Origin of the sequence: Bradyrhizobium sp. LMG 9283, assembly GCF_045571415.1 — a bacterium.
Classification (GTDB): Bacteria; Pseudomonadota; Alphaproteobacteria; order Rhizobiales; family Xanthobacteraceae; genus Bradyrhizobium.
In genome coordinates this window covers 6,387,051-6,410,267 of record NZ_CP120691.1, presented here as the reverse complement: position 1 = coordinate 6,410,267, position 23,217 = coordinate 6,387,051, and the positions used below count along the sequence as shown (strand labels likewise).

General features: G+C 60.7%; 25 protein-coding genes. 21 read left to right on the top strand and 4 right to left on the bottom strand.

All coding sequences use genetic code 11. The annotated features are described in order from the left end of the window. Positions 1 to 929 precede the first annotated feature (929 nt). Complete coding sequence (locus tag P6U29_RS30150; protein WP_407113996.1) at positions 930 to 1,649, bottom strand: hypothetical protein; 720 nt, start codon at positions 1,647 to 1,649, stop codon at positions 930 to 932. Positions 1,650 to 2,161: 512 nt separating this feature from the next. Here P6U29_RS30150 and P6U29_RS30145 point away from each other — a divergent pair. Continuing rightward, positions 2,162 to 2,500: an H-NS family nucleoid-associated regulatory protein gene (locus P6U29_RS30145; protein WP_407113995.1), complete on the top strand. Its 339-nt coding sequence runs from the start codon at positions 2,162 to 2,164 to the stop codon at positions 2,498 to 2,500. A gap of 869 nt (positions 2,501 to 3,369) precedes the next feature. Here P6U29_RS30145 and P6U29_RS30140 read toward each other — a convergent pair. Beyond that, entirely contained in the window at positions 3,370 to 3,795 is a 426-nt protein-coding gene (locus P6U29_RS30140) for a hypothetical protein (RefSeq protein ID WP_407113994.1), read from the bottom strand. A gap of 94 nt (positions 3,796 to 3,889) precedes the next feature. Here P6U29_RS30140 and P6U29_RS30135 point away from each other — a divergent pair, with 94 nt between their 5' ends. From P6U29_RS30135 to P6U29_RS30075, 13 genes are all read left to right on the top strand, one after another. Continuing rightward, positions 3,890 to 4,396 carry a prepilin peptidase gene (locus tag P6U29_RS30135; RefSeq protein WP_407113993.1) on the top strand — a complete coding sequence of 169 codons (507 nt, stop codon included), beginning with the start codon at positions 3,890 to 3,892 and terminating at the stop codon, positions 4,394 to 4,396. A gap of 1 nt (position 4,397) precedes the next feature. Further along, positions 4,398 to 5,363 carry a Flp pilus assembly protein CpaB gene (gene cpaB / locus P6U29_RS30130; RefSeq protein WP_407113992.1) on the top strand — a complete coding sequence of 322 codons (966 nt, stop codon included), beginning with the start codon at positions 4,398 to 4,400 and terminating at the stop codon, positions 5,361 to 5,363. Next, the gene (locus P6U29_RS30125; protein ID WP_407113991.1) at positions 5,363 to 6,568 is read left to right on the top strand and encodes a CpaE family protein; all 1,206 of its coding nucleotides are present in this window, start codon (positions 5,363 to 5,365) and stop codon (positions 6,566 to 6,568) included. Before cpaB ends, P6U29_RS30125 begins: the two co-directional genes overlap by 1 nt. Continuing rightward, on the top strand, positions 6,565 to 8,010 hold the full coding sequence (locus P6U29_RS30120) for a CpaF family protein (protein ID WP_407113990.1): 1,446 nt from the start codon (positions 6,565 to 6,567) through the stop codon (positions 8,008 to 8,010). Before P6U29_RS30125 ends, P6U29_RS30120 begins: the two co-directional genes overlap by 4 nt. Next, positions 8,007 to 8,939, top strand: a complete 933-nt coding sequence (locus P6U29_RS30115; RefSeq protein WP_407113989.1) for a type II secretion system F family protein — start codon at positions 8,007 to 8,009, stop codon at positions 8,937 to 8,939. The genes P6U29_RS30120 and P6U29_RS30115 overlap by 4 nt, the downstream gene beginning before the upstream one ends. After that, positions 8,936 to 9,844, top strand: coding sequence for a type II secretion system F family protein (locus tag P6U29_RS30110; RefSeq protein ID WP_407113988.1), 909 nt, complete (start codon positions 8,936 to 8,938; stop codon positions 9,842 to 9,844). The genes P6U29_RS30115 and P6U29_RS30110 overlap by 4 nt, the downstream gene beginning before the upstream one ends. A 2-nt stretch (positions 9,845 to 9,846) precedes the next feature. Then, positions 9,847 to 10,494, top strand: a complete 648-nt coding sequence (locus P6U29_RS30105; protein WP_407113987.1) for a methyltransferase family protein — start codon at positions 9,847 to 9,849, stop codon at positions 10,492 to 10,494. Between the two features lie 54 nt (positions 10,495 to 10,548). Further along, on the top strand, positions 10,549 to 10,995 hold the full coding sequence (locus P6U29_RS30100; RefSeq protein ID WP_407113986.1) for a hypothetical protein: 447 nt from the start codon (positions 10,549 to 10,551) through the stop codon (positions 10,993 to 10,995). Between the two features lie 8 nt (positions 10,996 to 11,003). Beyond that, positions 11,004 to 12,341 carry a TadG family pilus assembly protein gene (locus P6U29_RS30095; protein ID WP_407113985.1) on the top strand — a complete coding sequence of 446 codons (1,338 nt, stop codon included), beginning with the start codon at positions 11,004 to 11,006 and terminating at the stop codon, positions 12,339 to 12,341. Beyond that, positions 12,338 to 12,757 carry a TadE family protein gene (locus P6U29_RS30090; protein ID WP_407113984.1) on the top strand — a complete coding sequence of 140 codons (420 nt, stop codon included), beginning with the start codon at positions 12,338 to 12,340 and terminating at the stop codon, positions 12,755 to 12,757. The genes P6U29_RS30095 and P6U29_RS30090 overlap by 4 nt, the downstream gene beginning before the upstream one ends. Positions 12,758 to 13,232: 475 nt before the next feature. Then, entirely contained in the window at positions 13,233 to 14,882 is a 1,650-nt protein-coding gene (locus tag P6U29_RS30085) for a type II and III secretion system protein family protein (protein WP_407113983.1), read from the top strand. Positions 14,883 to 14,896: 14 nt separating this feature from the next. Continuing rightward, complete coding sequence (locus P6U29_RS30080) at positions 14,897 to 15,301, top strand: hypothetical protein (RefSeq protein ID WP_407113982.1); 405 nt, start codon at positions 14,897 to 14,899, stop codon at positions 15,299 to 15,301. A gap of 82 nt (positions 15,302 to 15,383) precedes the next feature. Then, positions 15,384 to 15,920, top strand: a complete 537-nt coding sequence (locus P6U29_RS30075; protein ID WP_407119455.1) for a tetratricopeptide repeat protein — start codon at positions 15,384 to 15,386, stop codon at positions 15,918 to 15,920. 36 nt (positions 15,921 to 15,956) lie between these two features. Here P6U29_RS30075 and P6U29_RS30070 read toward each other — a convergent pair whose 3' ends face one another. Further along, a complete protein-coding gene (locus P6U29_RS30070) occupies positions 15,957 to 16,727 on the bottom strand; it encodes a hypothetical protein (protein ID WP_407113981.1) in 771 nt (256 codons plus the stop codon). 167 nt (positions 16,728 to 16,894) lie between these two features. Between P6U29_RS30070 and P6U29_RS30065 the strand changes: the two genes are divergently transcribed. Further along, on the top strand, positions 16,895 to 17,086 hold the full coding sequence (locus P6U29_RS30065; RefSeq protein ID WP_407113980.1) for a DUF3606 domain-containing protein: 192 nt from the start codon (positions 16,895 to 16,897) through the stop codon (positions 17,084 to 17,086). A 306-nt stretch (positions 17,087 to 17,392) separates the two neighbouring features. Here the strand turns inward: P6U29_RS30065 and P6U29_RS30060 are convergent, their stop codons facing one another. Next, positions 17,393 to 18,373 carry a LysR family transcriptional regulator gene (locus P6U29_RS30060; protein WP_407113979.1) on the bottom strand — a complete coding sequence of 327 codons (981 nt, stop codon included), beginning with the start codon at positions 18,371 to 18,373 and terminating at the stop codon, positions 17,393 to 17,395. Between the two features lie 102 nt (positions 18,374 to 18,475). Between P6U29_RS30060 and P6U29_RS30055 the strand changes: the two genes are divergently transcribed. Genes P6U29_RS30055 through P6U29_RS30030 form a run of 6 tightly spaced genes read left to right on the top strand, consistent with a single transcriptional unit; the run spans position 18,476 to position 23,217 of the window. Beyond that, a complete protein-coding gene (locus P6U29_RS30055; RefSeq protein ID WP_407113978.1) occupies positions 18,476 to 19,420 on the top strand; it encodes a ketopantoate reductase family protein in 945 nt (314 codons plus the stop codon). 4 nt (positions 19,421 to 19,424) lie between these two features. Beyond that, on the top strand, positions 19,425 to 19,811 hold the full coding sequence (locus P6U29_RS30050; RefSeq protein WP_407113977.1) for a VOC family protein: 387 nt from the start codon (positions 19,425 to 19,427) through the stop codon (positions 19,809 to 19,811). Between the two features lie 11 nt (positions 19,812 to 19,822). Beyond that, on the top strand, positions 19,823 to 20,293 hold the full coding sequence (locus tag P6U29_RS30045) for a MaoC family dehydratase (RefSeq protein ID WP_407113976.1): 471 nt from the start codon (positions 19,823 to 19,825) through the stop codon (positions 20,291 to 20,293). Further along, a complete protein-coding gene (locus P6U29_RS30040) occupies positions 20,290 to 21,516 on the top strand; it encodes a CaiB/BaiF CoA transferase family protein (RefSeq protein ID WP_407113975.1) in 1,227 nt (408 codons plus the stop codon). The genes P6U29_RS30045 and P6U29_RS30040 overlap by 4 nt, the downstream gene beginning before the upstream one ends. Before the next feature lie 3 nt (positions 21,517 to 21,519). After that, a complete protein-coding gene (aroE, locus tag P6U29_RS30035) occupies positions 21,520 to 22,347 on the top strand; it encodes a shikimate dehydrogenase (protein WP_407113974.1) in 828 nt (275 codons plus the stop codon). A 15-nt stretch (positions 22,348 to 22,362) separates the two neighbouring features. After that, complete coding sequence (locus P6U29_RS30030) at positions 22,363 to 23,217, top strand: shikimate dehydrogenase (protein WP_407113973.1); 855 nt, start codon at positions 22,363 to 22,365, stop codon at positions 23,215 to 23,217.

The following is a 23,217-nucleotide window of genomic DNA, read 5'->3' as shown; positions in this document are numbered from 1 at the left end:
TCAACAGCAGAGAGGCGCTTGCGTGGCTTCGGGCGGGAAGCACCCGGATTCATACGGGCGTTATCCGATGTTGCGGTCGCTGCTCGGACGAACGCCGGCACATGATCTTGCGAGGTCGTGCAAGCCCACAACATCGTGCTCGCCCGGCGAGATGTGCTCGGTCCACGACATGATCCGGCTTGCCTTTCCGCGGTCGGCTCTTGAAAGTCGCCAAGCGCCGCCGACGAACCTGCCCCGCATTTGCGCCGGGCTGATCGCACATATGATTCGGTGCTCAGCAACGGACGAATTGGAGACGAGTCCCGCGGGTCCAACCGGTCCGGAGCCGGACATTGCGAGGCGAGGCGGTCATGTCCAGTCTGCGTCAGATTTATAGCTGTGCCGTTCTGAGTGAACGGCGCCAAGCGCTTGTGGTGGAGCTTAGATAAGTGGAGAAGCTTCGAACGAAGCTCCGGCGTGTAGAAGCGAGAACAATCGGCAGAAGACGGTGTGCCAAACCGGGCAACAGAACAAGCGCCGTGCACTAACTCGGCGGCGAGACCGGCCGCTTATTCAGGACAGAACGGCCGCACCGATTTCCGTTCGACTCAGCACTTTGAAAAACCGCAACGAGCCGGTCACCCTCCCAAAGCTCCACGTCGTGCTCGCCAGACATTTGCCCGGCTCGATGCCGTGCTGCCTGCTCGTCGATGCAGTCGAGCTTTGCAGCGCAGATCACTCGGCGGCTGCTGTCCACCACGAACACTTTGTACCGCATGATGGTAGTCCCATCCCAAAGGGGGACCGTCATCGTAATCGAATGTCTGTCCAAGTCAGGGAGAAACTCTGTGGCTGTGCGCGGAACCTTTGTACGTGTGGCAATTCAGCTATAGCCCGCGTGAACTCATCGACTTCGCGGTGAGCGCGTCAGGTAAGCAGTGTAGCGTGCTTCAGTGACGCAATCTCACCGCCTGCCGGAGCGCGCGACTCGAGCTTAGGAGCGAGAAGCCCCCTAGCGTCATCAGCAGCACACCTAGCCAGGTTACCGTCCGGCTGCGCGCCTCGTCGGGCGCCTGTTCTTCGCGTGCGCCCATCGGCGTAGCTGGAGATAGGTCGGCTCGCGCGGCAGCGGAAAGCTGCTCCATGTCAACTTGGGGCGGCGTAGAATGCTCGGGCGTGAGTTGGTCGCTGGGAGGATCCGAGATGGGTGCCGCCGGCATCAGGATCGGCGTGCCCGCATCGACAACAGAAGCAGCATCAGCCACCCTCATTTCCGGCGGCGTCGGCTGAGCCTCGCCGGCCGTCGCAGAGCTTAGTACCTCGGCGCGCGCTTCGCTCACCGGGCGCCGCCTTTGTCGCATGGTCTCCTTCTCGTCGGGCCTGACGGTGCGGTTGGCGATGCGACTATGAACCGGTTTTCGCACCGTCGCGACGCCCTCGGCCAAGAACCAGCATTTGCGGTGATCGTCCCGCCGATACACCCAGCGCAGGCCTGGGCCCGGCGAATTGCCGGGCCGCGGCAAGCATTCCGGCTGCGCCGAAGAGGTTGCAGCGGGCTCGCGCGGAGCAACATTGAACAAATCGGTGAATGGATTGGAGAACGCAGGTGTGGCCGTAAGACCTCCAGCAAGGACCAAGCTGGCGAAATAACATCGCAAAAGACGGGACATCGAGAACTCCCGGTGATGCGCCCCACCCGGCACGAGCCTTCGCGGCGACATGGGCTCCCATGCGACTTAAATCTGGCAGCGCAATGAATTAATTGTGGTCCTGGCAGCCGAATTAATCGGCTCGTCTGGCACGCCTGGGTTGCTGCACGCGGCTCGATCAATCGAGCCACCTGCGTGTCGCCGGACATCGCTCCGCCCACGGTCCGCGGACGCAGCCGCTCGCTTGATCGCCGTCGCTGCGGTCACGGTCCTGTCCGCGCTGGCGACTGGCGATGCGAACGCGCAACTGGCGGGCGGTAAGTTTACGGATCCCGCTGTGCGGGCCTCAGCGAGCCTTACCCCTCACAGCAAATTAAATACTCCGCCATGACATTACCGCTGTCATGCCCTGCTCCCTGCAATCTCCCGCATTTAAATGTGGATTACACGGCTTGGACTTAACTGACGGCTTGTCTGCTCCGTCATTCCCGATTTGTCTGCCTGCGCCTTCTCTCAGGAATTCGGATCAAGCCATGAATACCGCGCATTTCAATTCGCTCTCCCTCGACGAGCTCTGCATACTTCACCAACAGGTGGCCGCCAGCCTCACTCAGAGAATTTTGGTGCGCAAAGCACGATTGGAGGAACGGCTCCAGAAGATTGGACGGGCCGACAACGCCACACGGTTTGATCGCAAGCGCCGCTCCTATCCGCCCGTGCGTCCCAAATACCGCAATCCGAAGAACCCGGCGGAGACATGGTCGGGCCGCGGCAGGCTGCCTCGGTGGCTGCAGCCGCAACTTCGAGGGGGGCGCAAGTTGGACGATTTCCTGATCGACCAGGCTTCGCTCCAAAAGCGGCAGACCAATTGAGCGCCGCAGCTGCGGTGGGCCATCACGGCATTTGATCGCAGCCGCTGCTGTTTTGGCAGTCTATCCGACCATTTCGCTCCTTGTTTCGAGCCCTTTGCCGGTCACGATAACACTCAAACACATCGCGTCCGTCCCCAACTGTGATTTTGCCCGCTTGGTCAGCCTACCCCCGCGCGGCGCGGAGAGCCCGGCTGTTGGCAGCAGCACGGTCGCGACGGGGATGGGGTTGCTTGCGAACCATGGCGGCCACGTCGGGGAGGTGTCCCGCAACGAACCACAGCACTGGCCAACTCAGACTGAGTTACGCAGGCATTTGCGACGCGCCTAGGCAGTGTGTGTTGGCTGTCGATGAAGAGCGGTCGCCGATCCATGATCGGATGCGCTGCTGCATTTGACCCGTGGCAATGTTGTCACTTCGAGACGTGGTCTTGCTTCATTGCCAATTGCCGACTGGCCATGGTCGCGCTCGTGGGGAGGCGCCTCTCCTTGCGGACTTCAATACCACAGAGCCAACCCAATCCCTTGCAACATGAGAGCGGCGAGACGTCTTGCCTGCTTGACGCGAGCACATCCCTCAGCAGGAATTTCCCTGTTAGGATTTTGAGGCATCGTGACGCCATGCCTGCGATTTCAACCTTCATTTCGCATTGTTATGTCCGTTGGCGCCCCCGCGGCGGGACTTTTCCCCTGTCAGCAGAATTGATCGCCGGCGGCCTATTACATTTTTGGGTGGGCGTTCTTGAACTTGGATGCGAATAAAATAAAGGCGCATCATTTAATAGGGCTGAAACGGAGAGGGGTTGCGTGATCTGCGGATGCCGCCCGTATTATTCCGGTGAATCTCAATGATTGATGGTTAATTAGGTAAGTCATTGTAAGAAAACGAATTTGTTGATCTTCGGTCGGATTTGATTGGTCGAGGAAATCGAAAATTTAAAGCGGCAACGCATTAAATATTGACTAAAGATAATATTTAATGAAGAGTTTTCGAGCGGCGGCGCTTGTCGTTCGCAGCCGCTGAAATTTGCCAATGGTGTCCTGCAATCCATCTTCAAAGAAAGGCTTTCCCTATGCTGCGCTATTACATCAAGACCACCGAAGCCATGAAGCGTCTCCGCACCGACCAGGAGGGCGTGGTGTCGTTCGAGTACATCATCGTCGCGGTTTGCATCGTTGGCGCAGTGGGCGCCGTGTTCGGCGGTGGAGCTGGTGGCCAAATCGGGGCCGCCCTGACGACCGGAATCACCGCTATCACCACCGCTTTCGCTACTGCGATCGCTGGCTGATACGGCCATCTGGCGCCAGAGGGGGGCAATCCAAGGCGCCCCCCTTTGCTAGTACTTCCCCCTTATCTCGTGCGCGTTCCACTTTGTTTGAGGCGTGCATTTCATGAGTTGGATTGCTCCCACAGTCTCGATTCTTGAAATCGTATTGTTGCTCTATGTCGCAACGATCGATGTGGCGACGCGCTTAATCCGAAATGAAGTTTGTTTGGCGCTGGCGCTCCTCGGGATCGCCAGTCAATTGTCCAATCCAATGCAAGTTGTCGAGTCGCTGATGTCAGCCGCGATGCTCTTTCTGCTGTTGTTTGCCCTCTACACGCGCGGAGGAATTGGCGGTGGGGATGTCAAGTTGCTGGCTGCTCTGGCGCTGGGTCTCCCGCCGACCGGCCTCATGCAGCTGCTGACCATCACCGCGTTGGCCGGCGGCGTTCTTGCCCTGGTGCATCTGATGATGCGCCACCTGCCACATCCCCGGTTGGCACCCGCCGGATCGTCGCTCGCACGCCGGGTCTACGCAATCGAGCGCCGGCGCCATTTGCGACACGCCCCGCTGCCGTACGGAGTCGCCATCGCCTGCGGCGGTATTTGGGCTATTTTGAGCAAAGGATTGTGAGATGTCATCCGCGTTGCGTCTGTCGATCATCATGGTGCTTCTGCTCGCAACCACTGCGTTCGGGCTGATCGCCTATAACATGAACCTGCCGAAGGCGGAGCCTCCGGCAGCGGTACAAGTCACAGAGACGGCACCGGCACCTGCGCGGGCGCCAACCGCCGGGTACTTTGTGGCGGCACGTCCATTGCCGAAGGGGACGTTGGTCCGCGAGGAAGACTTCACCGTCCGGTTGGTACCGCCAGAGCGCGTTCCACAGGGGGCCATCCTTGAAACGCCCGATTCCAAGGCCGGGCTTCCCGGATCTCTAATCCGCAAGTTTGTCGAAGCGGGCAGTACAATCACATTGCAGGATATCCTGCGCCCGCGGGATCGAGGTTTCCTCGCCAGCGTCCTGGCACCGGACAGCCGTGCCATCAGCATCAAGGTTGACGAGGAGGCGGGTGTCTCCGGCCTGATCAGGCCGGGTGATCACGTGGACGTCGTGTTGACCCAGGTGTTCGAGAAGGTCGACACCGCACGTCGAGCCCTGAGCGAGACTGTTCTGCGCAACGTTCGAGTCATCGCGATCGACCAGGAGATCGTGCAGGGGGCACGACCAATTAGCGGAATGGCAGGCAAGCAAACGCAAACCGTGTCCCTGGAGCTTGCGCAGGAGCAGGTCAAGAAAATCACCGTCGCAAAGCAGCTCGGAACATTGTCTCTGGCCGTGCGTGCAGCAGTCGATCAATGGGACAAGGCCGACACTGGCGCGATGTCAAGCTGTGATGTGTCCCCGGAACTTGCTCGCCAGTACGCGATCGCACGTCAGAGGACGGCAGTCGTCATTCATTCGGGCGGCGAGGCCAAGCAATACACGGTCAGAAAGCAAGACGAGGACGCTCTCGTCAGCTGCGAGGGGGCTTCCGAAGTTGTGCGCCAGACCGCAACGGCCGAAGGTTATGCCAACAGGTTTTCGGAGAAACGTTGATGAACATTGCGATAGCCGCTCCGCCCGAAGAATCGACATCGATTGTCACGCGTAACCGCATCGTCTGTTTCGTAAACGACGAGATCAGCGCTGCAGCTTTGCGCAAGGGCCTCGAAGGCGCCAACCTCTCGATCAGGCGCGGCACGATCCGCAATGCGATACGGATGCTGGAATCCGACACGGACCTGTTCGCGCTGGTAACGGACATCAGCGGCATCGACGATCCTTTCACTGAACTGGAAAGGCTGGCCGGCGTCTGTCCGCCCGATGTCCGCGTAGCTGTGATTGGCGAGAACAGGGAGATCACCTTCTACCGTGAGCTTCTGGAGCTCGGCCTCGCCGAGTATCTGCCGCGGCCGCTCACGCGCGATTTGGTGCTGGACCAATTGCGCCCCAAGCTGCTGGGCGACGTTGCCGCCAACCAAATCGATCGTGGCGGTCACGTGGTTTCGATCTGTGGGGCGCAGGGCGGGGCCGGCGCCACGAGCATCGCGATCAATCTGGCACTGCAACTTGCCGAGACCACCAAGGCCAAAGTGGCGCTGCTTGACCTTCATCTGCAGGGCGGCGAAGCCGCCGTGATGTTGGGTGTCCGTCCCGGGCCGGGGCTGCGCATCGCCCTGGAGAACCCGATGAGGGCGGACACACTGTTCCTCGAGCGGGCGGCAATCGAAGTCAACGAGCGGGTCTGTCTGGTCTCGGCCGACGAGGATCTCGATGCGCAGCTCGAAATCACGGAAGCCGGCGTACGACATGTGCTGGGTCTGCTCCGTCAACGATTCAACTACATCGTTGTCGATGTGCCCGTCCCGTTTCCCCCGTCGATCTATCCGGTGATTACGTTGTCCCGTCACGTGATGGTGCTGCTCGAAGCCGAGGTGACCGGACTTCGCAATGCCCACGCACTGCGCACCGCCATCATCAACATCGCCGGCAAAGATCGGGTCTTTACCTTGCTCAACCGGGCCGGTCGTCCCGGTGGCCTTCCCAGGTCGGCAGTTGTCAAGGCGATGGGCGCAGAGCCGGACATCGTCGTTCCCGATCTCGGCAAGGGGATGACCGAGGCGGTCAATCTCGGAATTCCAGCTCTGAAGCACGTCAGGAAATTGCGACGTCACCTGGCACCGATTGTACGGGAGATCAGCGGTGTCGGCGCCGAGCGGAAGAGCTGGTGGAGGAGGGTGCTCACAGCACATCTGCGATGAAAAAGTTCGGTAGGCGTGAGGAAGAGGCGTCCGTTCTTGTAGCTGCATTGGGGACTGAGCTGCCGGGTCCTGCGACAGGCTTGCCTCTGTCGATGCCCAACGTTGCTGCATCCGCGCCAAGCGCGCCGCCACCTGCGTCAAACGTGTCCGCATCCGCGCCCAGGCGCGACGAACCCCCGATCCACCATCCGGTGATACCGGCTTCGTTGCGTGAGCGGGTAATCGAGCAGATCGAGCCAGCGGTGGCCGCAACCGTTTCGCGCGAAGTTCTTCGGCGGCAGATCGAGGAAATCATCCATCAAATTGCCAACCAGGAGCGGCTCGAGCTGTCGGGGCGCGAGCAACTTCAGCTTGCGGACGAGATTGCCGATGACATGACGGGGTACGGGCCGCTCCGTCCGCTGCTGCTGGATCAATCGATCAACGACATCATGGTCAACGGTCCGAGCAATGTCTACGTTGAGCGAAACGGCAGGCTGGAACGAATTGCGGTACGATTCCGCGACAATGATCACATCGCCTCCGTCGCTCAGAAGATTGCCGCGCAGGTGGGGCGGCGCGTCGACGAATCCAGTCCGATGGTGGATTGCCGGCTGCTGGATGGCAGCCGCGTCAACATCATTCTCCCGCCGCTGGCGATCCACAGTCCGTGCATCTCCATCCGCAAATTTCCAAGCCGTCGGCTGGATATCGCAGGATTGATCGAAAATGGCTCGATGAACGCAGCCATCGGACGATTGCTGGAGATCGCCGCCCGGTCTCGGCTCAATGTTCTTGTCTCCGGCGGTACCGGATCCGGCAAGACGACGCTCTTGAACGCGATGAGTCAGTTCATCGATCACAGCGAACGCATTGTAACGATCGAGGATGCGGCGGAGTTGCAGCTTCAGCAGCCGCACGTGATCAGCCTGGAGACCCGGCCTCCCAGCCTGGAGGGCACGGGGCAGGTGACGCAACGCGATCTGCTTGTGAATGCCCTGCGCATGCGTCCCGACCGGATCGTCGTCGGCGAAGTCCGCAGCGCGGAAGCTTTCGACATGCTCCAGGCGATGAACACCGGCCATGACGGTTCGATCTCCACGGTCCACGCGAATAGTACCCGGGATGCCCTGACCCGCATCGAAAACATGGTCCAGATGGGACAAGTCAATCTACCGTCGCGAGCCATTCGAGCTCAGATCGTCGCTGCACTCGATCTCATTGTGCAGGTCGAACGCATGCGGGACGGGCAACGTCGTATCGTTCAGATCAGCGAGGTCATCGGCCTCGAAGGGGACGTGATCACCACCAATGACATCGCAGCCTTCGAATACAAGGAGGAGGATGAGCAGGGTCGTCTATCGGGCACCTATAGGTGCAACCTTGCAACTCCGAAATTCAAGAGCCGTCTTGTCTATTACGGGCTGGATGGAGCGTGGGCCGAGGCAATGAGGCAAATATGATGCCGGAGTCCGTAATCGCGTCTTTTCTGGCGCTCGCGATGGGCGCAGCAGCCATTTCGCTGTGGCTCGACGCTCGGGAAAGACGCATCAATCGTCGGCTGGCGGTTGCTCTGCCAGCTTCCCATCCAGCCAACCTACCATCCATTCGCCGGTTGGAGGCCGGGTCTCCGTCGCTGTTGCTCCATCGCGTGGCCAATTACAATCGCGAGATACCTTACACCTGGCATCCAACCTATGTGTTGCTTGCCGGCGCCATCGCAGCAGCAGCAATCCTTTACACCAATCGTCTGTTGGGATTCTCCACTCTTTACGTGTCGGTCGCGGCCGTAATTGCCGCCATAGTCGTCGTGCGAGGCCTCTTTGGGTGGCAGCAACGTCGCTTCGCCAGGCAACTGTTTCGACAGCTGCCTGATGCGATCCAGCTCGTGACGAGCACCGTTCGATCGGGTCTGCCTGTGCACGAAGCTTTTCGCGCCCTCGCGCGCGACATGCCGCAACCAACAGCTGGGCAGTTTGCCATCGTATGCAGCGAGGTGAATCTTGGAAGACCTCCCGAGGACGCCGTCCAAGGTGTCTATCGACGAACGCAGGTGGCGGAATATGCGATGTTCGCGGTGACCCTTGCAGTTCAATTGAGGTCGGGTGGTAGCCTGGCGGAGACCTTACAGAATCTGGGAGACACCGTGAGGCAACGTGTTGCACTAGCTGCTCGCGCCAAAGCGCTGGCAGGAGAAGTGATCTTTTCCTCACGGGCGCTGACGATCTCGCCCTTGCTTGGGGGCGGGGTGCTATACGCGGCCAATCCGCAAACGGTCGATCTGTTGTTCACTGATCCGGTTGGAAACAAGCTGCTGGCTTACGCAGTGATCTCGGTGCTTGTCGGGGCCTTGGTAATAAGTTGGATGGTCAGACGGGAAACGGCACTATGACGCTTGGTCTTGGTCTGGTGGCCCTCGCATTCGCAGCTGGTGCTGCGAGCTGCGTGTTGATCATCCGCGAAATGCACATTCGCGCTTTGGACGTGCGGGTCTCGAACGCGGTGTTGGGCGTTGCTGGACGGTCAGCCCCCTTCCAGGACATGACCGGTTGGTTTTCGTCGCTCGGCATGCGGTACCGCCGTTTCTACGCAGAGGAAAATCTGGATCAACTACGAGCGATTCTTCAGTCAGCCGGTTTCAATCATCGTCGAGCCCTGCCGACCTGGATCGGTGTCAAGGCCGTCAGCATGTTCTTGTGCCCGATCATTGCCGGAGGGGTCGCTCAGCTCTTGGGCAAGCCGTTGCTGGACGTGCTGGTCTTCACACTGATCGGCGTGGCGGTTGGAATCGTGGGACCGCGGTTGATACTGGCGATGCTGAAGCGCCGCTTTGATGCGGCCATTCGTCTGGGCACGCCGGATATGATCGACTTGTTGGTTGTGTGCAGCGAAGCGGGAATGGGCCTGGAGAGCGGGCTGGCACGCGTTGCGCAGGAAATGAACGAGACCAATCCCTCCATAGCTGGGGTCTTGAGGAATCTTCTTGATGATCTCCGGATCCTGCCTAGCCGCAGCGAGGCATTCGAGAAGCTAGGAGCTACGTCGGATGGGCTGCGCCGATTCGGGACTATGCTCGCGCAAAGTCTGCAATACGGGACGCCGGTCGGCCAGGCGCTGCGGAGCATCGCCGTCGACCTCCGGCGAGAACGTATTACCAAGCTTGAAGAAAGAGCACACAAGCTGGGCGCCAAGCTGACCATTCCCATGGTCCTGTTCCTGCTTCCAGCCATGTTCGTCATTTTGGGAGGAAGTCCCATTCTGCACCTCGTGCGCTCCTTCGCCAGCTTCGGTAAGTAGCCATGACCACGGTCGCCCTGTCGAAAACCTCCGCTTACGACCGGACCATGCAATTGTTCGGCGGCATGTGGTTCATGTTGCTGGCGCTTGGCGTCGCCACCAAGGCCGGATCGTCGGTTGGTGATCCCTTGCCGTCGCTTCTGTCGAGTTTTTGCCTCGCTGTCTTCTACGTGCTGCTGGCGCTGTTGATCATCACACGGCCGCCGGCAAAGGCGCACGCGAATGGCCTTCTCCCAAGGATGGCGGCGTTCGTCGGCACCTATATGCCATGGACCATCGCCTTCTTCGGCGAAACCGACAAAGCGTTGCCAAATCTGGCGTCCACCGCTTGCGTGTTGATCGGCATGGTCATGATGCTGGTCACCATTCGACATCTCGGCAGGTCATTCAGCCTCGTGCCGCAGGCGCGTAACGTGGTGCAAACGGGTCCGTATCGGTGGATCAAGCACCCGCTGTACCTTGCGGAAGAAATCGCGGTGCTGGGTGTGGTGCTGAGAAGTCCGACGCCGCTAACAGCAGTCTTGCTCGTCTTGCATATCGGCGTCCAGATCTGCCGAATTCACTACGAAGAGGACCTGCTCCGGCGCAGCTGCCCTGAATATTCCGGTTACGAGGCATCACGCTGGAGATTGATCCCTTACGTTTGGTGAGTGCGATCGACCCGGTCGACGACCGGAGTGGCGAGTAACGGTCGAGGTAGGCTCATGAGCCACAGAAGATGTTTCATCGGGGATCAGCGCGGCGCCGTCGCGCTTGAGACTATGATCGTTTACATATTCCTGGTTTCGTTCCTGCTTGTGCCGCTCGCCGACGTCGCCGCCGCGGGCTTCCAGTTCATCTCGGCGTGGAGCGCGTTGCGCTCCTTCGGGCAGTACGTCCAATACTACAATCCGCTCGGCCCCGACGGCACAGTGACCTGGAGGTCAGGGCTACAGACGACAGTTGCCGGTCACACAATCAGTAATCTCCAGGTAAAATGCGGAGACGCGGGCGCTACCTGCTCGCCGGGCAATCTTTTTCCTCCGAAATACATCACGTTTTCCACCACCATCACCTTGGCTCCGATTGGGGCGCGCGTGCCTTTTTGGAGGTCCGTGTTGTGTCCCACCAGTTGTACATACACGCTGACTTACTCAGAACGCTTCCAGTAGGTGCTTCCATGCGCAATCTGCTCCGCTCCCGACGAGGCTCAGCCGCATTCGCAACGGCCATCGCGCTCGTGCCGCTCATCGGAGTGGTCGCGCTCGGGGCGGAGGCCGGTTCGTGGTACGTCACCCACAAGCACGCACAGAACGCCGCCGACTCGGCAGCCTTCTCGGGCGCCTTGCGACTTTCATGCACGATGGCTGGCGCGGCCTGCGATATACAATCGGTGGATTATCGCGGCAAGGAATTCGCGGCACAGAACGGGTTTTGCAATTCGAGTCCGAAGGACAGCACGCCTTATCCCGACAATCAGTGTCCGCCCAGCCTTCCAACCAGAGTCTCGCGAGCCGTGCAGATCGATATTGGCACCTACAATGCGGGCACCTTTACAACGCCACCAACAGGCACCGGCAACGCCGTTCGCGCCAGGGTCAGCCAGCAACAACCAGCCTACTTGTCGGCTGTATTGGGTTTTATGACCATCAATATCCCCGCCCAGGCCATTGCGCTAGTTCAGCAGCCGACCAAGGCGTGCGTCCTCGCGCTTGGACCTGATTCAGGCGCACTCAAGCTTGCCGGCAGCCTCAGCAACAACGGAACTGGCTGCGCGCTGATGTCGGATACCAGTGTTCAACTTGCCAGCACTCCAACGTTCACTGGCTCGGGATGGGCAGTTTATGGTGTAAATGGCTGCACCCCGTCAGGCAGCTGCAGCAATGTTAGCGTGCCGCACAACTATTTCATGACGTATGCGAGCAATCCGCTCAGCAAGCTGGACACCGCATCGTTCAACAGCAGGACGGGCAATACAAGCATGCCATGCACCCTTCAGGCGGATGGGTGGAAGCATTGCGCGCCAAATAGCGCGGGGACTGGAGCTTACGGTAGTTTCACGGTCCAGAACGGGGACAAGTACGTTTTGGACCCGGGGACATATTTCTTCTACAAAGCAAATATAAAAATGACCGGCGGAGAACTGAAAGGCGCAGGCGTAACCCTGGTATTGCTCGGAGACTCGCAGCTTACCATCAACGGGGGAAAGGTTGATCTCTCTGCACCTGCTACCAACACGTTCTCTTCTGATCTGAATGGCGTCCTGATCGATGATCAGGCTCCGACCAAGACCAGCAACAAGGTCACCATCAACGGTGGCGGTCAAGTTAGTTTGGGCGGGGCTCTGTACTTCCCCAAGGTCGACGTTAGCTGGGCCGGAACGACTGCCAGCGCCAATACGACCTGTGCGCAGGTGATCGCCAAAACACTCGACATGAGCGGCGGCGCCTACTTGAGCACGGAGGGCTGTGCTCCGTCGACCATCGTCTACACTCAAATGGTCGCTTTGGTGCAATGATGAGAAAGCTCGACAATCGCGGCATCGCGCCGTTTGAATTCATCATGGTGTGCGTGCCGCTTTTCACATTGATGTTCGCTATCTTCGATCTCGGACGGTATGCGATCACGATGCAGTCGTTGCGGACGCTGGCGAGCGCAGGCGCACGAGCGGTCATGATTAGCTGCTATACGCCTGCCATGGTTCAAAGCCCACCGCAGTCGCCGGCTGGCTGCACCGGCGATCCCCTTTCCACCACCGCCAAGCGGAACGCGGCCCCCTTCCTGTTTCGCGGCGGTCTCGCGCCCACGCTGACGGTCGGGGCCAGCAGCGACAATCTGATTGTTACAGCTTCCCAGACAAGCTTTACCATGCTGATGCCGATATGGGGCACAGCGCTGAATGCGCCGAGCGCCTCCACCCACATCCCCTTCTAGGGCAATATGGCAGTATCCCTGACATGTTGCCGGACATCATATCTTGACCGGTGCTTTTCGGCATTTGCGCTTCGATCGGGTTAGGTCGTTGGTCAAACGCGTCGGGGCCGAATTGCGCCAGAGATCTGCTTGGCCGAGAGCATCTTCAAGCCTGCGACCAAATGTCTTCCGATAGCAAGGTCCCCGACCGGAACTCGTTCTAAATGAGGTTGTACAGCAGAAATAGTTCACTACGAGGAATGGGAATGATGCGCGCTGGCAACATTGAAAAGTTTTCTTTCTGCTTGCGGCAGTGCGGTAAGTGTCTCTTCTTGCAAGCTGGCAGCATAAGGGACGATGATCTTGGAAACACGAAGTAACGAATTGTAGTGGGGCCAATTGTAAGCTCTGCGACGTGGTGCGCAGAGGGGAAATGTTGAGCACGTCGAGCACGTAGATTTACGGGATCTCTGTGATCGCAGGTGGGGGGACTCGGATGGGTGGCGGTCGCGTTTGGGGTAACACGATAGGGAAGCTTCTCGCCCTAGGCGCGATGGGTCTGGGCGCGGCGGTAGCTTTGTCCGATTTCACGGATCGCGCCGCGGCTGCAGACCGGCGGGGCTCCTCTGGTGGTGTCATCGTCAGCGAGATGAACGACGTCCAGCGGGTCAAGGTCGTCGTCAACAAGTCGCGTACCTTCAAGGTCGACACCGCCTTTGCGACGATCGTGGCGGGCTCGTCTGACATCGTCGATGTGAAATCGTTGAGCGATCACCTCATTTACGTGCAGGGCAAGCAGACCGGTACAACAAACGTCATACTATTTGACTCATCGATGAAGCAGATCGGGATCCTCGACGTCGAGGTCGTGATCGATACCGGAAATCTACAGCAGAACATCCGGACCAGCACCGGTGGCCAAGGTATTCGCGTGTCGGCATCCGAAGGTCAGGTGGTGCTCAGCGGGACCGCAGCCGACGCGGTTACCGCCGAGCGGGCCATGGCGATCGCCACCAGCACGGTTGCGAAGGGCGGCACTGTCGTCAACGCGATGACGGTCGCGGCACCGCAGCAGGTGATGCTGGAGGTGCGCTTTCTCGAGGTCGGTCGAGATGCTGGTCGCGATTTAGGGGTCAATCTTTTTGGTGGTAACGCTAGCGGATCGCGAGGATTTAATACAGGCCTCGGCGCTGGCGGTTCGGCCGGTGCGGTAACCTCAGCCGGACGTATCGCAGCGGACAGCACCGGAACGCCTTTGAAAGATCCTGTGACCGGCGGCCACGTGTCCACTCCGGGTGGCCTTCCCCTAATAGGGACTGCGGGTACTCTGGCTGGAGGCGCCTTGCCTTTCGGTAGCCTGTTGACAAGTGTTTTGAAGTTCAACAATGGCAGCACGTTGGACGTCCTGATAACTGCACTTGAGACCAAAGGCGTCCTTCGCAGGTTAGCGGAGCCAAACCTTATGGCGTTGTCAGGCGATGCGGCGCGCTTCCTGGCCGGCGGTGAATTTCCAGTGCCGGTAGCTTCCACGGCGACTGTGGGCGCGCTTCCCACGGTTACGATCGAATTCAAGAAGTTCGGTGTTGAGCTTGCCTTTGTGCCGACGGTTCTCTCGCGGGGGGTGATCAACCTTCGCGTCGAGCCTTCGGTCAGCGAACTCGATTTCGCTAACGCGGTAACCATTGCTGGCACGACTATTCCGGCGCTGAGCCGTCGCGACGCGAGGACTACGGTCGAGTTGCGCGACGGCCAGAGCTTTGCCATCGCTGGCCTGCTCCAGACCCGCAATCGCCAGGACGTTTCGCAATTGCCCTGGATCGGCTCAGTGCCCGTGCTCGGGACGCTGTTCAGCAGCAAGTCCTACCAGCAGCAGGAAACTGATCTGGTGATCATCGTGACCCCGCGCCTGGTCGCGCCGGCGGCACCCGGTCAGCAACTGGCATCCCCACTCGACTCCCGCCTTCCGGCCAACGACGTCGATTTCTTCCTCAATGGCCAGATGGAAGTCCGCAAGCGTTACAATGACTACGTCAATTCCGGCGGCGACGTCAAAGGACCCTATGGGCACATCATCGCTCCCGAGGTCACTGCGACCATTCCGGCGCCGGCCGCTGCGAACCAGCCGGTGGTGAAGACGCTCAACTGAGAAGGAAGCGGAAGATGACCATCAGGTATCTGGCTCTGTTCGCACCGCTCCTGCTCGGGGGATGTTACGGGGTCGCCGGCCATGACGAGGTGGACCGCTATTTCCAGCGTTCCGACACCATCACGATGAGTGCCGGCAATGCCAAGGAGGTCAATGCCGTCACCCATGCAATCCATCCATGGCCGCGAAACGTCGGTGATCGCAGGATCGCGTACGACGCCCGCCGCGTGGGCGCCGCCGTGACACGCTATGGCAACACGAAACAGCCGGTGGATCAGCTTCCCGACATTGGCGATGCGACGAAACAAATGGGCGTGCGGACTGCCCCAACCCAGAACGTCAACATAGAAGGATTGGGGGCTGGATCGGCTGCTGGAGTATCAGTGCCGGTCGGCGGAGTAGGCGGAGGCGGCAGGTAACGATTTTTAGTGCGTGGTTTTGGCGATGTTGTTTGCGAACGGCGCAGTGAAGTTGCTGCGCCGTGCGGGGGACCAAGGGGTTATGCGGCGTATCATCTTCATGCTGACCTGTTGCTGGTTGGGGATCGGCCTTGCGGGGTGCGATCACACACTGAGGGAGGCTGCCATCGTGGCTCCCGTCGATCCGCCGGGCGGGGACCCCGTGCAGGAGCCGACCGACGTCAAGTACTACCCGTCGGACGAGCCTGTGCGGCTGGGCCTGGAGCATTACAACCGCGGCAGTTACGGACTCTCACAGCGCTATTTCAAGGATGCCGTCGAGAAATCGCCCAAGGACGTCACGGCCTGGATTGGTCTCGCAGCAAGCTACGACAAGCTGCGTCGTTTCGACCTTGCCGATCAGGCCTATGCCCAAGCGATCCGGCTCGGCGGCGAAACTGTGCAAGTCCTGAATGACCAGGGATATTCGTACATGCTGCGCGGCAATCTGAGTGCGGCGCGCCGAAAGTTTGAGAAGGCTTATTCGCTCGATCCAGGCAACCCGGTTATTGCCAATAACCTCGAGCTTCTCAATGGCAGCCGGCGGTTCATTGAAAGACCACCAAACAACCAGCCTTAAGGGGCGATCGGTTACTGCGATCGCGGCCAGTTCTCGTCAATTTGGCCCAATCACAGCATCAGCGTGACGGCTGCCGCTGCGGACGATGACAACAACGCCATTGCGAACGGTAAATCGTGCGCCGAGCAGTTTCCGCACCTTCTCCGTGATCGGAGACGGAAAGGCGACAGTTTCCCCCGAAACTGGATCGCCGACCTTGGTTGTGTCAGTCGCGGCGCCCGCAACTGGCGCAGGTTTAATATAGTCGCGGATAAGCTGAACCTCTTCACGTGACAGGATCAGCGGAGCCTGGTCGGGATGCGTCTCTGACGGCCGCTTGGGTGTTTCGCTGCTTGCCTTGTCACGTCTCTCATTGGCGCTTGCGATCTGATCGAGCCTGGCTACGCCTAGCTTGAGCGCAATGATGTCACGTTGAAGTGTTGCGATCTCCAATTTGAGCGAGTTGACCTGCATGAAGACGATGATCGCGCAAACGCAGCTCACGACAACCCCGACGCTCAGCGATGCGATCAACCAACGCTCAAAGTTTCTCGTCGATCCTCCTGCCGTCTGGGGGAGTTCATCGCGCTGAAGATGGCTCCGCCAGAAGCGGCGTGCTCGGTCCATCCAACCTGTAGAGCCCGTGACGCCGGCCGCCGCCCGGCCCGACCCAAAATGTGCGGGCGACAAGGCGGCTTCCTCTCGGGCCGGATCAACTGCCGACGCCGTGTCGCCTTGCTCAAGTTCTAGATCCTCGGGGACGCGATCGTCCGTGGTCGAATCAGCGGCACTGTGGAAGGAATCCATGTGCTTATCCAGCCGGCCCATCTACGTCTCCTTGGAGGCATCTATCCGCTTCAGCAGCTCCGCCGCCGCGGCTTGAATATGGTACCCGAAGATCCGAGCAACGCCACTGACCCTGCGGGATCTCTGACGATTGTGGAACCTTGTGACTCGTCGCTCGTTTTCGCGAGCGAACGGAGGTTCAGCAACACATGGCCAAGAAAGCAAAGAAACAATCGGCCCGCGGGCGCAAGCTGGATCGTGCCCGCGTGGCGGGCGGACAGGATTATGAGGTGCGGTACGAAGCGACGAAGACGCGCCGATCGGCGTCGGCTGTGAAGAAGGCGGTCAGGAAGGTCGGCAGCAGCCGCGAGAGGGGCGGGCGACGATTGCGGTCCAAATAGGTTGGCGCGGCGAGGGAGCCCCGCCGCGGTCGTGGTGACGCTTCCTGCCATTGCAATGGCGACTTGAGCGAGGACCTGGAGCCTTCGAGAAGCGCGCTAGCGAGATAACCGCTGCGCTTCAGGCGTCGGCACGTAGTGCTGGCCTGCTCGGGCAGGTCTGTTTTGCTCTCATCGTAGAATAGGGTGCTACGGCGAACGAAGCAGACAACCGGTCGAGATGCGCTTGTGCGGAATTGCAGCCGTGCTGCAGTCCGCCTAGCCGGCGGCCCTCGGGGGGGCTGGTCGCTGCCCCGCTACCAGGGATCATTACGACTGCAAATCGCGCGGCCTTCGTTTCCTTGGCCGACCGGAACGATGGAGGCCCCGCACTTTCTGCTGTTGAAAAAGCTCCCCACACACGTCACGCAACCATTGGCTTGCCGGGTCGTGATGGAAGCGGGCGTGCCAATATTGCTTCACCGTGAAGCCGGCGATCGCCAGCGGGCAGTCGAGCACGCGCAGTCCGTAGTAGTGAGCCAGCGTTTCGCCGATGTGCCTTGGCAGAGTGGCGATCAGGTCAGTCGTCCCGATGATTGCGGGGAGTCCCAGGAAGCCCGGTAGCTCGAGCGCAACGTCAAGGACTATCCGCTGCTCCTGGAGCGCGTCCGCGAGCAATTGATGTCCGGTGCCGGAGCGAATGAGGACGTGCGCCTCGCGCCTGAAATCCTTTGCCGTGATGCGGTCGTGGATCCGGGCATGTTTTGCGCTCGCCAGGCAGACCCAATCCTGCGGAAAGAGTGCCTGTTGGAAGTGCCCGGCGTCGAGGTCCGAGATGTAGCCGAGCGCCAGATCGGCCTCGCCGGACTGCAGCATTCGAGGCGTATCGCCGCCGATCTGCGCGGCCTCGATGCGGATGCCCGGCGCAACCCGGCGAACGTGGGCGAGGATGGCCGGAAGCAGCGTGATGTGGCTCGCATCGGTCATGCAGATGACGAAGCGGCGCTTTGCAGTTGCCGGATCAAACTCGGGACGAAGCTCCGCCATGCGTCGCAGCATCTCCAACGCCTGCCTAGCCGTGCCGATGAGAGCCTCGGCGCGCGGAGTCGGCAGCATTCCCTCCGCCGACCGGATGAAGAGCGGATCGTCCAGCTCTTTTCGCAAGCGCGCCAGCCAGATCGAAATAGTCGGCTGACTTTGACCGAGCTTCGCGGCTGCCTTGGTGACGCTTCCCGTGGAGAACAATGCATCGAAGAGCCGGAGCAGGCGCGGCTCCAGCAGGTTCGTCTCGGAGAGGTCCCGATGCTTCATTGCAATCCACAATAATGGGTATAAGGATCATAGCATATCCAAATACAGGGCAGCCTGCTAGCACGCTTCCCACGCCGAGAAAGGCGCGGGAGAAGCGTTCGGATGAGGATCTGCTTTATCGGAGCGGGAGCCTTGGGCTCGACCATCGGCGGCACGCTGGCGCGCGGTGGTGCCGAGATTTGGTTGATCGATCCGTTTCAGGCTCATGTCGACGCGATCAATGCTGGCGGCCTACGGATGCTCGAAGGTGACGCCGAGACCGTTGTGAAGGTCTCGGCCTGCACCTCCGCGACCCAGGTCGGCATCGTGGCGGACCTCGTCATCGTCCTCGTCAAATCCTATCACACGCGGGATGCGATCCGGGCGGCAGCGCCGATCATAGGCCCGCAGACGGTTGTGATGTCGCTTCAAAACGGTCTGGGTCACGAGGACATCCTTTCGGAGGAAGTTGGCCGTGACCGGGTCATGGCAGGCAAGACCTACGTTGGCGGCGTGCTGCTTGGTCCCGGTCAGGTTCGCTCCGGGGTCGTCGGCAAGGAAACCATCATCGGCGAACTCGATGGACGCTTGACGGAGCGCGCACAGCGAATTTCCGAGACGTTCAATCGTGCCGGCATTCTCACGCTGCTCAGCGACAACATCTTGGGCACGATGTGGGACAAGTTGTTCATCAACGTGGCAGGAGGAGGAATTACCGCCGTTACGGGGCTGACTTATGGCGGTCTCTATTCGCTACCGATCCTGGAAGATTGCGCGCTGGCCGCGATCTCGGAGGGCATCGCGGTCGCGCAGGCGGCTGGCGTGAAGATCACGATCACCGATCCGCGCCTTGCCTGGACGATGGCATCCGCTGGTCTACCGCCCGAGTTCAAGACGTCGATGTTGCAGAGCTTGCAGTCCGGCAATCTGACCGAGGTCGACTACATCCACGGCTCCGTCGTGCGTTGGGGCGCCAAGCTCAATGTGCCGACCCCCGTCAATTCTACCCTCGTCGCGTTGGTGAAAGGGCTCGAATACGCCCGCAGCGATTATCCAGGAAAGGCCTGAGACGATGTCGTTGCCCCGCGCTTATATCGAACACGTCGCGATCCGCGTGCCGGACGTTGATCGTCACGTCGACTTCTTTCGTGAGGTGCTTGGTCTTGCTATTCGCGACGAGCAACCCGCCGATGGTGCGCGCCCGCGTCAGGTGTGGGTGCTCGGAAGCGTGCAACTCATCGAGGATCCGGATTTCGTCGGACCGGAGGGACGCCTCGCCCATCTCGGCATCATGGTCGACGATTACGAAGGTGTGCTCACTCGTGCCGCCGCGTGGGGCGCCAAGGCGTTGTCCGCCGGCCCGAACTGGCTCGAGCTGCCGGGCGGGCTGAACGTCGAGATCTTGCAAGCCAGCGCAGGCGCCGTGGAAGCCGCCCTGGCGATCAATCCCCGTGCCTAGAGGAAGACGCGATGACCGATGAGCGCTACTGGGACGATGCCAGGGTCGGTGACGAATGCGTCACTACCTCAGTGACGGTCACCGAAGCGATGGTGAATGCCTACGCCGAACTGACGGGTGATTTCACGCCGGTCCATGTCGACGAGGAATATGCCAAGACCACACCATTCGGCACGCGCGTCGCACACGGGCTGTTTGGTCTGTCGCTAGCCGACGGTTTGAAGACCCGTGCCGACTACCGCTTCCTTCCGGGAATGTCGCTGGGCTGGACGTGGGATTTCAAGTTGCCGATCAAGCTCGGCGACACCGTGCACGTGAAGTTTCGCGTCGGCTCGATGCGCACCACCAAGCGTGATGGGTGGGGCATCGTGGTGCTGCCCTCGGAGCTGATCAATCAGCGCGGCGAAGTGGTGCAGCTTGGCGAGCATCGATTGATGATTCCGATGCGACCGAAGACCAGTGCCAAAGGAGAGCAGGCATGACCGCGCAAGATCCGCCGCTCAAAGGCATTCGCGTCATCGACTACAGCCATTTCCTGGCAGGCCCGTTCATGGGCCGCTGCCTCGCCGCGATGGGCGCGGACGTCATCAAGGTGGAGCGTCCGAGGGCAGGCGATGCGGGCCGCGCCCATGGCTATTTCAAGGACGGACAATCCGGCTACTTCCTGCAGCAGAACATGGGCAAGCAGGGATTGTGCATCGACCTGCGCGATACGCGCGGTCTCGACATGATGATGAAGCTCATCGACACGGCCGACGTCTTCATCGAGAACTACCGCCCCGGCGCACTCGAGCGCCTTGGCCTCGGCTACAAGGCGCTGTCGGCGCGGAATCCCAGGCTGGTCTACTGCTCGGTTTCCGCCTATGGCCACAGCGGTCCCTATGCCAACCGTCCGGGCTTCGGACTGATCGCGGAGGCGATGTCGGGTGCCCTGGCGCAACTGGGCTCCCCCGGCGAAGCGCCGCCGCTGCTGCGGATGCCATTGGCCGACATGTACACCGGCATTCACGGTGTGGCTGCCGTCAATGCGGCGCTGGTCGGCCGCGCGTCGTCCGGGCGCGGCCAGCATATCGATCTCGCGCTGTACGACTGCATGGTGTCGATGCACGACTATGCGGTTCAGCGCTACTTCCTCTCCGGCGGCACCGACTTGCCGAAGCAGACCGGCAGCGGACAGCCGGATTCGACCGTCTACGGGGTCTTTCCGGCCAGGGACGGTAATCTTGTGATCGCCGCGCAAGTCGATGATGCGTGGCGGCGATTGGCGACACTGATCGGAGGAAGCAGGTTGTCATCCGACGAACGCTTCACCACGCCTGCCGCGCGGAACGCCCATTATGCCGAAGCGATGGAGATCGTGCGCGACTGGACGCTGTCGCAGCCGTCTCGGGATGCTTGTCTTGCCGCACTCGAGGAGGCAGGTGTGCCGTCCGCTCCCGTGCAGACCATCGAAGAGGTCGTGAGGGATCCGCAGATCCACGCGCGTGGCATGCTGGTCGAGCAGGAGCATCCTGTGCTCGGCAAGGTGACGTTGCCGAACCTGCCGTTCCGCTTCTCCGACTGCGACACCACGGTGCGAACTCCGGCGCCACTGCTCGGCCAGGACAATCGCCGCATTGCAGAGTCGCTGGGGCTATCGGCCGAGCTCGTCGAGGCGATGGTGCGCGACGGCGTGCTCTACAACGAAGCCGCAGTGCAGGAGTGAGTGATGGGCGATCGTTATGCGGTGATTGGCAATCCGATCGGCTTCAGCAAATCACCCCTCATCCATGGCACTTTCGCCAAAATGACGGGACAGGACCTTGTCTATGAGGCGATCGAGGGACCACTCAATGGCTTCAACGAACGGGTTGATCAATTCCGGACTGAGGGCGCCAAGGGGCTGAACATCACCGCCCCGTTCAAGCTCGATGCCTACGCCTACGCAAACGAGCTTTCAGAGAGCGCCAGACGAGCAGGCGCCGCAAACTGCCTGAAGTTCGAGGGCGATCGGATCATTGCCGAGAATTTCGACGGGATCGGCCTGGTGCGTGACATCACCGTCAATCTCGGCGTCAAAATGGCCGGCCGGCGCGTCCTGATGCTCGGCGCTGGGGGAGCGGCTCGCGGCGCGCTGCTGCCGTTCCTGCGCCAGGAGCCGTCCGAGCTGGTTCTGGTCAACCGAACGCTGTCGAAAGCGGTTGCGTTGGCCGAAGAGTTTGCCGGCTGTGGTCCCCTGATCGTCAGCGGCTATGCTGAACTGGCCGATCTTGCCGAGGGCTATGACGTCGTCGTCAACGCGACGTCCGCCAGCCTGCGAGGTGAGATGCCGCCGCTTCCAGGCAATGTCTTCCGCGGTGCGGAGCTGGCGTACGAACTCGCCTACGGCAAAGGGCTGACTCCCTTTCTGCGAGCGGCCCGCGCCGAAGGCGTAGCCAAGCTGGCCGACGGTGTCGGCATGCTGGTCGAGCAGGCGGCGGAAGCTTTTTCCTGGTGGCGCGGCGTTAGACCGAGCACGGCTCGGGTCATCGCCGAACTCACCGTCCCATTGAGCTGACGGGCGATGCCAAGCATGCATCCGAAGTCCAGCTTTCTCGTCGGCCTGATCGGCAGCGGCATCGCTGCGTCCCGCACCCCGCCCATGCACGAAGCGGCCGCAGACGCCGCCGGCATCCGCTATATCTACAAGAAGATCGATCTGGGCGAGTTGAAGCTTGGCGTGGAGGCGTTGCCGGAATTGCTCACGGCCGCAAGGCGGATGGGCTTTGACGGGTTGAACGTGACCCATCCCTGCAAGCAGGCGATCCTTCCACTCCTGGATGAGCTTTCGCCCGACGCAGAGGCGCTTGGTGCCGTGAACACCGTGGTCGTCCGGAATGGTCGAATGACCGGCCACAACACCGACTGGTTCGGCTTCGCCGAGAATTTTCGCCGCAACATGCAAGGTGCACCACTCGGACGGGTCGTCCAATTCGGCGCGGGCGGCGCAGGCTCGGCGGTCGCTTTCGCGCTCATGAAGCTCGGCGTGCGGGAACTGACCATCATCGACGTGGACGTGGCCAAGGCGCGGAGTTTGGCGGATAGCTTGTCGCCCCGATTTGCAGAAGGGCGCTTGAGGGCCGGCCAGGATGTCGCGGCGGCCGTCGCTGCCGCAGACGGAATCGTCAACGCGACGCCGATCGGCATGGACAATTATCCGGGCACGCCGCTGCCGACGGCCTTGCTGCGTCGCGATCTGTGGGTCGCCGAGATCGTCTACTTCCCGCTGGAAACCGCGCTGCTGCGCGCGGCGCGTGCTCTCGGCTGCCGCACCGTCGACGGCGGTGGCATGGCGATTTTCCAGGGCACCGAAGCATTCCGCCTGTTCACGGGCATCTCACCTGATTCAGACGTCTTCTTCGCCACTTTTGCATCCCTGGGAGGGTGA

Excerpts from the sequence above, each read along its gene's own strand:
- P6U29_RS30145 (WP_407113995.1), top strand. The coding sequence starts at position 2,162 with ATGAATACCGCGCATTTCAATTCGCTCTCCCTCGACGAGCTCTGCATA.
- P6U29_RS30115 (WP_407113989.1), top strand. The coding sequence starts at position 8,007 with ATGATGCCGGAGTCCGTAATCGCGTCTTTTCTGGCGCTCGCGATGGGC.
- P6U29_RS30095 (WP_407113985.1), top strand. The coding sequence starts at position 11,004 with ATGCGCAATCTGCTCCGCTCCCGACGAGGCTCAGCCGCATTCGCAACG.
- P6U29_RS30070 (WP_407113981.1), bottom strand. The coding sequence starts at position 16,727 with ATGGGCCGGCTGGATAAGCACATGGATTCCTTCCACAGTGCCGCTGAT.
- P6U29_RS30090 (WP_407113984.1), top strand. The coding sequence starts at position 12,338 with ATGATGAGAAAGCTCGACAATCGCGGCATCGCGCCGTTTGAATTCATC.
- P6U29_RS30085 (WP_407113983.1), top strand. The coding sequence starts at position 13,233 with ATGGGTGGCGGTCGCGTTTGGGGTAACACGATAGGGAAGCTTCTCGCC.
- P6U29_RS30050 (WP_407113977.1), top strand. The coding sequence starts at position 19,425 with ATGTCGTTGCCCCGCGCTTATATCGAACACGTCGCGATCCGCGTGCCG.
- P6U29_RS30135 (WP_407113993.1), top strand. The coding sequence starts at position 3,890 with ATGAGTTGGATTGCTCCCACAGTCTCGATTCTTGAAATCGTATTGTTG.
- P6U29_RS30055 (WP_407113978.1), top strand. The coding sequence starts at position 18,476 with ATGAGGATCTGCTTTATCGGAGCGGGAGCCTTGGGCTCGACCATCGGC.
- P6U29_RS30045 (WP_407113976.1), top strand. The coding sequence starts at position 19,823 with ATGACCGATGAGCGCTACTGGGACGATGCCAGGGTCGGTGACGAATGC.
- P6U29_RS30140 (WP_407113994.1), bottom strand. The coding sequence starts at position 3,795 with ATGGCCGTATCAGCCAGCGATCGCAGTAGCGAAAGCGGTGGTGATAGC.
- P6U29_RS30110 (WP_407113988.1), top strand. The coding sequence starts at position 8,936 with ATGACGCTTGGTCTTGGTCTGGTGGCCCTCGCATTCGCAGCTGGTGCT.
- P6U29_RS30065 (WP_407113980.1), top strand. The coding sequence starts at position 16,895 with ATGGCCAAGAAAGCAAAGAAACAATCGGCCCGCGGGCGCAAGCTGGAT.
- P6U29_RS30120 (WP_407113990.1), top strand. The coding sequence starts at position 6,565 with ATGAAAAAGTTCGGTAGGCGTGAGGAAGAGGCGTCCGTTCTTGTAGCT.
- P6U29_RS30040 (WP_407113975.1), top strand. The coding sequence starts at position 20,290 with ATGACCGCGCAAGATCCGCCGCTCAAAGGCATTCGCGTCATCGACTAC.
- P6U29_RS30075 (WP_407119455.1), top strand. The coding sequence starts at position 15,384 with ATGCGGCGTATCATCTTCATGCTGACCTGTTGCTGGTTGGGGATCGGC.
- cpaB (WP_407113992.1), top strand. The coding sequence starts at position 4,398 with ATGTCATCCGCGTTGCGTCTGTCGATCATCATGGTGCTTCTGCTCGCA.
- P6U29_RS30080 (WP_407113982.1), top strand. The coding sequence starts at position 14,897 with ATGACCATCAGGTATCTGGCTCTGTTCGCACCGCTCCTGCTCGGGGGA.
- P6U29_RS30150 (WP_407113996.1), bottom strand. The coding sequence starts at position 1,649 with ATGTCCCGTCTTTTGCGATGTTATTTCGCCAGCTTGGTCCTTGCTGGA.
- P6U29_RS30125 (WP_407113991.1), top strand. The coding sequence starts at position 5,363 with ATGAACATTGCGATAGCCGCTCCGCCCGAAGAATCGACATCGATTGTC.
- P6U29_RS30060 (WP_407113979.1), bottom strand. The coding sequence starts at position 18,373 with ATGAAGCATCGGGACCTCTCCGAGACGAACCTGCTGGAGCCGCGCCTG.
- P6U29_RS30030 (WP_407113973.1), top strand. The coding sequence starts at position 22,363 with ATGCATCCGAAGTCCAGCTTTCTCGTCGGCCTGATCGGCAGCGGCATC.
- P6U29_RS30105 (WP_407113987.1), top strand. The coding sequence starts at position 9,847 with ATGACCACGGTCGCCCTGTCGAAAACCTCCGCTTACGACCGGACCATG.
- aroE (WP_407113974.1), top strand. The coding sequence starts at position 21,520 with ATGGGCGATCGTTATGCGGTGATTGGCAATCCGATCGGCTTCAGCAAA.
- P6U29_RS30100 (WP_407113986.1), top strand. The coding sequence starts at position 10,549 with ATGAGCCACAGAAGATGTTTCATCGGGGATCAGCGCGGCGCCGTCGCG.